The organism is Mycobacterium sp. NAZ190054 (genome assembly GCF_001545925.1).
GTDB lineage: Bacteria > Actinomycetota > Actinomycetes > Mycobacteriales > Mycobacteriaceae > Mycobacterium.
Genome location: NZ_LMVQ01000128.1, coordinates 1 through 9,716, shown reverse-complemented (window position 1 = coordinate 9,716; position 9,716 = coordinate 1). Strand labels below are relative to the sequence as shown.

The following is a 9,716-nucleotide window of genomic DNA, read 5'->3' as shown; positions in this document are numbered from 1 at the left end:
CCGGCTGATCGGGTGGACCGGGTCGGCGCAGTCGATGCCCTCGGCGGAGAGCCGGCGTTTGAGGACCTTGAAGGTCTCGGTGCGTGGCAGCGCGGTTGCCGTGCGCACGAACCTCGGCCACTGCTTGGGCCCCAGATCGCTCTGCTCGCACAGGAACCGGGTGAACGACTCAGGGTCGAACGAGGTCGGATCGGGAAGCACCAGCGCGGCCATCACCTGGTCGCCGACGGCCGGATCCGGGATCGGGTACACCGCGGCCTCGGTGACTCCGGGATAACGCATCAGGATCCGCTCGATCGGCGCGGTACCGAGGTTCTCGCCGTCGACGCGCATCCAGTCGCCCAGCCGCCCGGCGAAGTACGCGAAGCCGTGCTCGTCGCGGTAGGCCAGGTCACCGCTGTGATAGACGCCGCCACGCATGCGTTCGGCCTCGGCGTCGGGATCCTTGTAGTAGCCGCGGAACTGGCCCGGCCCCGAGGTGTTGACCAGTTCGCCGACCTCTCCGGGAGCGCACTCGGCTCCGGTGTCGACGTCGACGATCGTCACCCCGCCGACGAGCGGGCCCAGCGCGCCTTCGGGGGTGTCGGGGGTGCGGGCGATGGCGATTCCGCCCTCGCTGGAGCCGAAGCCGTCGACCACGGTCACCCCGAACCGCTCGGCGAAGCGGCTCAGGTCGCGAGGCGCACCCTCGTTGCCGTACGCGATCCGCAACGGGTTGTCGGCGTCGTCCGCACGTTCGGGGGTGGCCAGGATGTAGGACAGCGGCTTGCCGACGTAGTTCGCGTACGTCGCGCCGAACCTGCGCACATCCGGGAAGAACTGCGACGCGGAGAACTTGCGGCGCAACGCGATCGACGCACCGGCCGCCACCGCCGGTGCCCAGCCCGCCATGATCGCGTTCGAATGGAACATCGGCATCGACAGATAGCAGGTGTCGGCGGGGCCGAGCTCGAACCGCTCGGCGAGCATGTGCCCGGGGAACGCGACCTTCTCGTGTGTGCACCGCACCGCCTTCGGGTCGCCACTGGTGCCCGAGGTGAAGATCAGCATGAACAGGTCGTCGGGATCGGGATCCGGGAAGTCCGGTGCCGCACCGCGCCACGCGGCGAGTTCCTCGGTGAACGGCGGCGCTTCGACGTCGACGGTGCAGACGCCGTCGCGGGTGCCGTCGCGGTCGGCGAGGACCAACTGGCAGTCGGCGTGAACGATGTCGCGTCGCAGCGCCGCCCCGCGGCGGGTCGGGTTCAGCCCGACCGGCACGATGCCCGCCAGCGCGGCCGCGACCAGCACCGCGGCGAAGAACGGGGTATTGCCGAGCAGCACGCCGACATGGGGCGGGCGATCCGGATCGAGCCTGGCGCGCAGCGCGGCGGCGAGTGCCGCGCCGTCGCGAATGTGGTTGCGCCAGCTGGTGAACGACACCGTGCCGGACTCGGAGTCGACCCAGTGCACTCCTCGGTCGTCGACCTCGGCCAGGGCCGCCAGCATCGACGAGACGGTGGGCACCGTTGAACGGTTCAAACCGGGGTGTCGGCCAGTTCGCGGCCGATGCGCAGCAACTGCCCGGTGGCGCCGCCGACCGCGAACTCGGTCTGCTTGGCGGCCAGGAAGTAGCGGTGCACCGGATGGTCGGTGTCGATGCCGACACCGCCGTGGACGTGTACCGCGGTGTGGGCGACGCGGTGGCCGGCCTCGGCGGCCCAGAACGCCGCGCTGGCCACGTCGATGTCGGCGGGCAGGTCCTCGGAAAGCCGCCACGCCGCCTGGGTCAGCGTGAGGCGAAGAGCCTTGATGTCGATGTAGCCGTCGGCCAGCCGCGACGAGACGGCCTGGAAGCTGCCGATCGGGCGGTCGAACTGCTCACGCTCGCGCGCATAGGCCGCCGTCATCTCCAGCGCGCGCTCCAGCACGCCGAGTTGGTACGCGCTGCGGCCCAGGGCGTGCCGGGTGACCAGCCAGCCGAGCACCTCGGGGCCGCCGACGCGCCGGTCGGCCCGGAGGCTGACCCCCTGCAACTGCACCGCGGCCACACTGCCGTAACCGGTGGTGTCCAGCGCGGTGACCGTCACCCCGTCGTCGGCTGAGGCCACCAGATAAACGGCTGTGCCGGAATCGGTCTCGGCGGGTACCAGGAACGCGTCGGCGCTCACTCCGAACGGCACCTGGGTCCTGCTGCCGGTCAGTGTGACGCCATCGCCGGCAGCCTGGGCCAGCACCGGTCCCTCGCCCATCTCGCCGTCGAGCGCGACGGTGAGCACCTTCTCGCCTCTGACCGCCGGCGCCGCCCAGTCCTGCTGCAACGTCCCGGATCCGTACCGCGCCAGCGCACCCGCGGCCAACACCACCGACTCGAGATACGGCACCGCTGCCAACTGGCGTCCCAGCGCCACCAGTACGGCGAACTCCTCCAGCACCCCGAAACCGCCGCCGCCCAACGCCTCAGGCGCCGTGGTGGACAGGATGTCGGCGGCGATCAGCTTGCCCCACAGGTCGCGGTCGAAGCGTCCCCCTGTTTCCGCGCTGAGGCCGTCGAGTTCGCGTTGATGTTCCGGGGTGCACACCGTCTCGGTGATCGTGCGCACCAGGCCGCCGAGGTCGTCGCCGGCTTCGGTCGTCTTGAAATCCATTTCTGCAGAATCCTTTACCGGTTCACTCGGGGCAGGCCGAGTGCGACCATGCCGATGATGTCGCGCTGGATCTCGTTGGTGCCGCCGCCGAACGTCAGGATCAGGCAGGACCGGTGCATGCGCTCTATGCGTCCGCGCAGCAGCGCACCTGGGGAGTTCGTGCGCAGCGTCGCCGCGGTGCCCAGCACCTCCATCAGCAGCCGGTAGGCCTCGGTCGCGAGCTCGGTGCCGTACACCTTGGCCGCCGACGCGTCGGCCGGGGACGGGGCGGAGTCCTCGGCGGAGGCCAGCTCCCAGTTGATCAGCTTGAGCACCTCGGCCTTGGCATGCACCCGCGCCAGGTTCAGCTGCACCCACTCCGAATCGATGAGCCGCTTACCGTGGGCGTCCTTGGTGTTCTGCGCCCACTCGCGAACCCCGTTGAGCGCCACGAAGATCGGCTGCGCCGAGACGAGCGCGACCCGCTCGTGGTTGAGCTGGTTGGTGACCAGTTTCCAGCCGGCGTTCTCCTCGCCGACGAGGTTGGACACCGGCACCCGGACGTCCTGGTAGTAGGTCGCGCTGGTGTCCACCCCCGACATCGTGTGCACCGGGGTCCACGAGAACCCCTGCGCAGTGGTGGGCACGATCAGCATCGAGATGCCGCGGTGCTTCTTGGCGTCGGGGTTGGTGCGCGCGGCCAGCCACACGTAGTCGGCGTAGGCGATCAGGGAAGTCCACATCTTCTGGCCGTTGATCACGTAGTCGTCGCCGTCGCGCACCGCCGTCGTCCGCAGCGAGGCCAGGTCGGTGCCCGCGCCGGGTTCGGAATATCCGATCGAGAAGTGCAGGTCCCCGGAGGCGATCTTGGGCAGGAAGAACTTCTTCTGTTCCTCGGTGCCGAACGCCATGATCGTCGGCGCGACGCTGTTGATCGTCAGGAACGGCACCGGCACGTTGGCGATCGCGGCCTCGTCGTTGAAGATCAGGCCGTCCATCGGCGGGCGGGCCTGGCCGCCGAACTCCTTCGGCCAGCTCAGCGTGAGCCACCCGTCCTTGCCCATCTGCGCGACGGTCTCGCGGTAGACATTGCCGCGACCCATCTCGCCGTCGTTGGACGCCAGCGCCTCGGCCCGTTCGGGCGTCATGAGCTTGGTGAAGTACGCGCGCAGTTCGCGACGTAGCTCCTCCTGTTCGGGGGTGTAGCCGATCCGCATCGCGTCGTCCTCACTTCTCTGCGAGCCTTGGCCCCGGGTGCCATTCTGGACGCCTGGGCATACCTAGGGTGTTCCCCGGTTGTAACACGTTCTAGTCTTGGGGTCCAGGGCGCTGACCCCATGCCCGGCAGGATCGGACCAACAGCCCGGACCGACAGGAGGATCTGATGCGAGTGGAAGTGGATCGCGACCGTTGCGAAGGCAACGCGGTATGTGTCGGAATAGCCCCCGACCTGTTCGAGCTCGACGATGACGACTATGCGGTCGTCAAGGCCGATCCGGTCCCGCCGGAGGAGGAGGCGGTGGCCGAGCAGTCCGTCGCCGAGTGCCCCCGCGCAGCCCTGATCCGCCACGACTAGAGGTATTCATAAGTTGACTACAACCGATCTGTCCGGCCGCGTCGCCGTCGTCACCGGGGCCGCCGCCGGCCTGGGCCGTGCCGAAGCCATCGGACTCGCCAGGGCCGGCGCCACCGTCGTCGTCAACGACATGGCCCCGGCGCTGGACAAGTCCGACGTGCTCGACGAGATCGCCGCCGCGGGCGTCAAGGGCGTCGCCGTGGCCGGTGACATCAGCCAACGCTCCACGGCCGACGAGCTGCTCGAGACCGCCGACGGTCTGGGCGGGCTCGGCATCGTCGTCAACAACGCCGGCATCACCCGGGACCGCATCCTGTTCAACATGACCGACGAGGAATGGGACGCGGTCATCGCGGTGCACCTGCGCGGCCACTTCCTGCTGACCCGCAACGCCGCGACGTACTGGCGCGGCAAGGCCAAGGCGGGAGACGGTCAGGTCTACGGCCGGATCATCAACACGTCGTCGGAGGCGGGGCTGTCCGGCCCGGTCGGTCAGCCGAACTACGGCGCGGCCAAGGCCGGCATCACCGCGCTGACGCTGTCGGCGGCGCGTGCGCTGGGCCGCTTCGGCGTGCGGGCCAATGTGATCGCGCCGAGGGCGCGCACGGCGATGACGGCGGGCGTGTTCGGGGACGCGCCGGAGCTGCCGGCGGGTGCGGTGGATCCGCTGTCGCCCGACCACGTGGTCAACCTGGTCCGGTTCCTGGCCTCCCCTGCCGCCGAAGGGGTCAACGGACAGCTGTTCATCGTCTATGGTCCGACGGTGACGCTCATCGCGGCTCCGACGGCAGAACGGCAGTTCAGCGCCGACGGTGATGCGTGGGAGCCGGCGGCGTTGTCGGACACGCTCCAGAACTACTTTGCTGATCGTGACCCGGAACGGAGTTTCTCGGCGGCGATGGGGCTCGGCGACCCGGCCTGACGGTCCTGGTCGGCTGCGCTCTCCCATGACTAGAACACGTTCTAGAATGAGCTGCGTCACACCAGCATTGAGCAGCGCTGATATCACAAATGTGACTGGATTTGCGATCTTTGACACTGCGAACACGTTCTAGTTAGTATGATCCAGCTTACTAAGAGCAGCGCTTGTCCAAGGGGCGGGAACACGACGTCGGCACCCGGCTTATCAGTATTCGCCACAGCACGCCGCCGGTCGTTCCTCCCGAACCCCGCGTCCCGAGAACGGAGCCGAGGTTGATCGAACAGCTTGCGGCGCCGGCGCGGGCCGTGGGCGGGTTCGTCGAGATGTCCTTGGAGACGTTCGTCAAGACCTTCCGCCGGCCCTTCCAGTTCCGCGAGTTCCTCGAGCAGACCTGGATGATCGCGCGGGTCTCGCTGGTGCCGACACTGCTGGTCGCCATCCCGTTCACCGTGCTGGTGGCGTTCACCCTGAACATCCTGCTCCGTGAGATCGGTGCCGCCGACCTGTCCGGGGCGGGCACCGCGTTCGGCACCATCACCCAGCTGGGCCCCGTCGTCACGGTGCTGGTGGTGGCCGGTGCCGGCGCCACGGCGATCTGCGCCGACCTCGGTGCGCGCACCATCCGGGAAGAGATCGACGCGATGCGGGTGCTGGGCATCGATCCGATCCAACGCCTCGTCGTGCCGCGGGTGCTGGCGTCCACCTTCGTCGCGTTGCTGCTCAACGGACTGGTCTGTCTGATCGGTCTGTCCGGCGGCTACGTGTTCTCGGTGTTCCTGCAGGGCGTGAACCCCGGGGCGTTCATCAACGGGCTGACGGTCCTGACCGGCCTCGGGGAGCTGATCCTGGCCGAGATCAAGGCGCTGCTGTTCGGGGTGGTCGCCGGGCTGGTCGGCTGCTACCGCGGGCTGACCGTCCAGGGCGGCCCGAAGGGCGTCGGCAACGCGGTCAACGAGACCGTGGTCTACGCGTTCATCTGTCTGTTCGTGATCAACGTGATCATGACCGCGGTCGGGGTCAGGGTGCTGTGAGTTACGACGCCACTCTCCGCCTGCGCCGACTGCTGCGCGTCTTCCCCCGGGCCGTCGACACCGTGGGCGAACAGGCGCTGTTCTACGGGGAGACGTTCCGTTACGTCCCCAACGCCGTCACCCGCTACCGCAAGGAGACGATCCGGCTCATCGCCGAGATGTCCATGGGGACCGGGGCGCTCGTGATGATCGGCGGCACCGTCGGCGTCGCGGCGTTCATGACGCTCGCTTCGGGCGGCGTCATCGCCGTGCAGGGCTATTCGTCACTGGGCAACATCGGTATCGAGGCGCTCACCGGCTTCCTGTCGGCTTTCCTGAACGTGCGCATCGTCGCGCCGGTGATCGCCGGCATCGCGCTCGCGGCCACCATCGGAGCGGGTGCCACCGCGCAGCTGGGCGCGATGCGGGTGGCCGAGGAGATCGATGCGGTCGAATCGATGGCGGTGCACGCGGTCTCCTACCTGGTGTCCACCCGGCTGATCGCGGGACTGATCGCGATCGTGCCGCTCTACGCGCTGTCGGTGCTGGCGGCGTTCTTCGCCGCGAGGTTCACCACGGTCTACATCAACGGCCAGTCCGCCGGCCTGTACGACCACTACTTCAACACGTTCCTGATCCCGAGCGACCTGCTGTGGTCGTTCCTGCAGGCGATCGTGATGGCGGTCGCGGTGATGCTGGTGCACACCTACTACGGCTACAACGCCTCGGGTGGTCCGGTCGGGGTGGGCATCGCGGTGGGCCAGGCGGTGCGCACGTCGCTGATCGTCGTCGTGACGATCGTGCTGTTGATCTCACTCGCCGTCTACGGCGCGTCCGGCAACTTCAACCTCTCGGGATAGGGCGGGAACAAGATGGCCGACGGTGACGCCAGGCGCAGCCATGTGAGGATCGCTGCGGCGATCCTCGCTGTGCTGGTGCTGATCGCCGTGGTGTTCACCTACCTGTCCTACACGGCGGCGTTCACGCCGACCGACAAGGTCACGGTGCTCTCGCCGCGGGCCGGTCTGGTGATGGACGTCGACGCCAAGGTCAAGTACCGCGGGATCCAGGTCGGCAAGGTGGAGTCGATCGAGTATGCCGGCGACGGCGCCAAGCTCACGCTGGCCATCAACCGCAGCGACATGCGCTACATCCCCGCGGACTCACCCGTGCGCATCGGTGGCACCACGATCTTCGGCGCCAAGGCGGTCGAGTTCCTGCCGCCGGAGTATCCGGACGGTCAGTCGCTGCGCGCCGGCGCCGAGGTCGAGGCCGACAGCGTGCAACTCGAGGTGAACACGCTGTTCCAGACGCTCACCGAGCTGTTGGACAAGATCGACCCGGTCAACCTCAACGCCGCGCTGTCGGCGCTCGCCGAGGGCTTGCGCGGCAACGGCGACGACGCCGGCGCGCTGCTGACCGGACTGAACCAGTACCTGGGACAGCTGAACCCGAAGCTGCCTGCGCTGCAGGAGGATCTGCGCCGCACCGCGGTGGTGGCCGACATCTACGGCGACGCCGGCCCGGATCTGGTGCGCGTCCTGGAGAACGCGCCGGCCATCAGCCAGACCATCGTCGACGAACAGGACAACCTGAACGCCGCGCTGCTGGCGGCGACCGGGCTGGCCGACAACGGCACGGCCACCCTGGAACCGGCCGCCGACGACTACATCGCCGCGGTACAGCGGTTGCGGGCACCGCTGAAGGTGGCCGCCGAGTACTCACCGGTGTTCGGCTGCACCCTCAAGGGCACGGCGGTCGCGGTCGACCGGTTCGCCCCGATCATCGGCGGGATCCGGCCGGGTCTGTTCGTGTCGTCGAACTTCCTGCCGGGCTCACCGGCCTACACCTACCCGGAGAGCCTGCCACTGGTGAACGCGTCCGGCGGCCCGAACTGCCGTGGCCTGCCGGAGGTTCCGAGCAAGCAGTACGGCGGCTCGTGGTACCATACGCCGTTCCTGGTCACCGACAACGCCTATGTCCCGTATCAGCCGAACACCGAGCTGCAGTTCGACGCGCCCTCGACGCTGCAGTTCCTGTTCAACGGCGCCTACGCGGAAAGGGACGACTTCTGATGAAGCGTGACAGGACCCTCGTCGCCGTCAGCGTCTTCACCGTCGCGATGCTCCTGGTCGCGGCGATGCTGGTGGTCGTGTTCGGCGAGTTCAGGTTCGCCTCGGAGGACAAGTACCACGCGACGTTCACCGATGCGTCGCGGCTGGAGCCGGGACAGGACGTGCGTATCGCCGGGGTACCGGTCGGCACCGTCGAGGGCGTGAAGCTCAACCCCGACAACACCGTCGACGTGGCGTTCAGCGTCAACGACCGCTACCAGCTCTACACCTCGACCAAGGCCGTCGTCCGCTACGAGAACCTGGTGGGGGACCGCTACCTCGAGATCACCTCGGGCCCCGGCGATCTCGTCAAACTGCCCAAGGGCGGCACCATCGTCAACACGCAACCGGCACTGGATCTGGACGCGTTGCTGGGCGGCCTGCGGCCGGTGCTCAAGGGCCTGGACGGAGCCAAGGTCACCGAGATCAGCAACGCCGTCATCGAACTGCTCCAGGGCGAGGGCGGTGCGCTGTCGGCGATGCTGGCGAACACCAGCGCGTTCACCCAGACGCTGGCCGCACGCGATCAGCTCATCGGCGACGTGATCGACAACCTGAACACCGTGCTGGGCACCGTCGACGAGAAGGGCGCCCAGTTCAACGCCAGCGTGGACCAGCTGCAGAAGCTGATCACCGGGCTGGCCGAGGGCCGCGACCCGATCGCCGGAGCCATCGGCCCGCTGGCGTCGGCCGAGAACGACCTGACCGAGATGCTGGAGCAGTCCCGCAGGCCGGTCCAGGGTGTGATCGAGAACGTCCGGCCGTTCGCCCAGCGCTTCGACGAGCGCAAGGCCGACGTCAACAAGGTCATCGAGCCGCTCGGCGAGAACTACCTGCGGCTCAACGCGCTCGGTGCCTACGGGTCGTTCTTCAACATCTTCTACTGCTCGACGCGCATGAAGATCAACGGCCCGGCGGGCAGCGACATCCTGGTCCCGTTCGGCGGCCCGCCGGATCCGAGCAAGGGGAGGTGTGCCGAGAATGAGTAGGTCGGACGATTCGAACCCGTTGCGGACCGGCATCTTCGGTATCGTCCTGGTCGGGTGCCTGGTGCTGGTGTCCTTCGGATACTCGAGCCTGCCGTTCTTCCCGCAGGGCAAACCGTACGAGGCGTACTTCGCCGATGCGGGCGGCATCACGCCGGGCAACGACGTCAACATCTCGGGCATCACCGTCGGCAAGGTGACCGCCGTCGAGCTGGCCGGTGACGCCGCCAAGATCAGCTTCACGGTCGACCGTGGCATCAAGGTCGGTGACCAGTCGCTGGTCGCGATCAAGACCGACACCGTGCTCGGCGAGAAGTCGCTGGGCGTCACGCCCAAGGGCGGTGGTGACTCGACGGTGATCCCGTTGGGCCGCACCACGACCGCGTACACCCTCAACACGGCTCTGCAGGATCTCGGCCAGAATGTCAGTGCGCTGGACAAGCCGAGGTTCGAGATGGCGCTGCAGACGTTGACCGACTCGTTGCGGGACGCCACGCCGCAG

General features: G+C 68.1%; 10 protein-coding genes. 7 read left to right on the top strand and 3 right to left on the bottom strand.

The genetic code is table 11. The annotated features are described in order from the left end of the window. The 3 genes from fadD17 to ASJ79_RS11080 all read right to left on the bottom strand — a co-directional run. A partial coding sequence (fadD17, locus tag ASJ79_RS11090) for a long-chain-fatty-acid--CoA ligase FadD17 (protein WP_067955061.1) occupies positions 1 to 1,488 on the bottom strand: 1,488 nt, incomplete at its 3' end. A 29-nt stretch (positions 1,489 to 1,517) separates the two neighbouring features. Beyond that, a complete protein-coding gene (locus ASJ79_RS11085) occupies positions 1,518 to 2,627 on the bottom strand; it encodes an acyl-CoA dehydrogenase family protein (protein ID WP_067955060.1) in 1,110 nt (369 codons plus the stop codon). Between the two features lie 14 nt (positions 2,628 to 2,641). Next, a complete protein-coding gene (locus ASJ79_RS11080) occupies positions 2,642 to 3,823 on the bottom strand; it encodes an acyl-CoA dehydrogenase family protein (protein WP_067955058.1) in 1,182 nt (393 codons plus the stop codon). A 167-nt stretch (positions 3,824 to 3,990) separates the two neighbouring features. On the opposite strand from ASJ79_RS11080, the gene ASJ79_RS11075 reads away from it, so the two are divergent. From ASJ79_RS11075 to ASJ79_RS11045, 7 genes are all read left to right on the top strand, one after another. After that, positions 3,991 to 4,182 carry a ferredoxin gene (locus tag ASJ79_RS11075; RefSeq protein WP_067955056.1) on the top strand — a complete coding sequence of 64 codons (192 nt, stop codon included), beginning with the start codon at positions 3,991 to 3,993 and terminating at the stop codon, positions 4,180 to 4,182. Between the two features lie 13 nt (positions 4,183 to 4,195). After that, entirely contained in the window at positions 4,196 to 5,104 is a 909-nt protein-coding gene (locus ASJ79_RS11070) for a 3-oxoacyl-ACP reductase (RefSeq protein WP_231750817.1), read from the top strand. Positions 5,105 to 5,376: 272 nt separating this feature from the next. Then, positions 5,377 to 6,135 carry an ABC transporter permease gene (locus ASJ79_RS11065; protein ID WP_067955052.1) on the top strand — a complete coding sequence of 253 codons (759 nt, stop codon included), beginning with the start codon at positions 5,377 to 5,379 and terminating at the stop codon, positions 6,133 to 6,135. Beyond that, positions 6,132 to 6,974, top strand: coding sequence for an ABC transporter permease (locus ASJ79_RS11060; RefSeq protein ID WP_067955051.1), 843 nt, complete (start codon positions 6,132 to 6,134; stop codon positions 6,972 to 6,974). Before ASJ79_RS11065 ends, ASJ79_RS11060 begins: the two co-directional genes overlap by 4 nt. 12 nt (positions 6,975 to 6,986) lie before the next feature. Beyond that, positions 6,987 to 8,189: an MCE family protein gene (locus tag ASJ79_RS11055; RefSeq protein WP_067955050.1), complete on the top strand. Its 1,203-nt coding sequence runs from the start codon at positions 6,987 to 6,989 to the stop codon at positions 8,187 to 8,189. After that, the gene (locus tag ASJ79_RS11050) at positions 8,189 to 9,217 is read left to right on the top strand and encodes an MCE family protein (protein ID WP_067955048.1); all 1,029 of its coding nucleotides are present in this window, start codon (positions 8,189 to 8,191) and stop codon (positions 9,215 to 9,217) included. Before ASJ79_RS11055 ends, ASJ79_RS11050 begins: the two co-directional genes overlap by 1 nt. Further along, positions 9,210 to 9,716, top strand: a 507-nt coding sequence (locus ASJ79_RS11045) for an MlaD family protein (RefSeq protein WP_156448377.1), incomplete at its 3' end; no start/stop codon positions are given. The genes ASJ79_RS11050 and ASJ79_RS11045, both read left to right, overlap by 8 nt.